Raw genomic sequence first — 807 nt, 5'->3', positions numbered from 1 at the left:
ACCCGGAGAAACTCGGTAGCCAATAATGGCGTCGTCTTTTTTCACTGGAGAAATGGTGATGTATTTAAAGACACTCTGTGGATCTTTCGCAATCTCCTCTCGGATTTGCTCTAGTTTGTCACTCACGTCTGACGCAGGTTCTTTCTGTACAGCTTGCACTCGAGTAGCCTGCGGCGATTCTGACAATTTTTTATACTCAACGCCTTCCAGCATTAGAGTTTCATCTCGGCCTTCGTTATCGATAATCACGCGATCGACCAACACCGCTTTTAGTGTGGCACGCGTACCTTCAATTTCTTCGCTAATTCCGTAGGTCGCTTGCTTACCACGGTTAGCGATCACCGCTAAGCTGGTTTGAGGATTGCTGCTAGCAACGGCGCCAACAAGGGTAAGATTCAGGCGTGTTTTTGGGGCGTCTTTCACAACAGGTTGCTCAACGACCACAGGCTTTTGTTCGGTGTATTTGCCAAATAAGTTGGCGCTTTGAAGGGCATTGAAATCAATCGTATTCGATTTATTGCTGGCAATAACGTTACCCGCCGACGGCCTCCATTTTGGCACATCAGACGTTTGAGGGATTGCTAACCACACCACTTTACCGAGTATCCACCCAGTTATCGCAATAAATAGGCAAGTAAGTAGCAAACTGAGCTTCGCTTGAATTGCGTGGTGGTTGGACTTGATCTGAGCCAGTAGCGGTCTGCTTGATAATCCTGCACTTAGCTCTAAACGCTTCACTGAATTGATTCCTTTATTCTAACGTTAGTCAATTGGGCTATAAAAATATAACTATCGACTCTAAATTGC

Annotated in this window: 1 protein-coding gene; it reads right to left on the bottom strand. The window is 45.8% G+C overall.

Going from position 1 to position 807, the window contains the following annotated elements:
* A partial coding sequence (gene gspC / locus R7Q09_RS24950; RefSeq protein WP_318143796.1) for a type II secretion system protein GspC occupies nucleotides 1-738 on the bottom strand: 738 nt, incomplete at its 3' end.
* Between the last annotated feature and the right edge of the window lie 69 nt (nucleotides 739-807).

The organism is Vibrio sp. 2130-1 (genome assembly GCF_033339515.1).
This window is presented reverse-complemented; position numbering and strand designations above follow the sequence as displayed.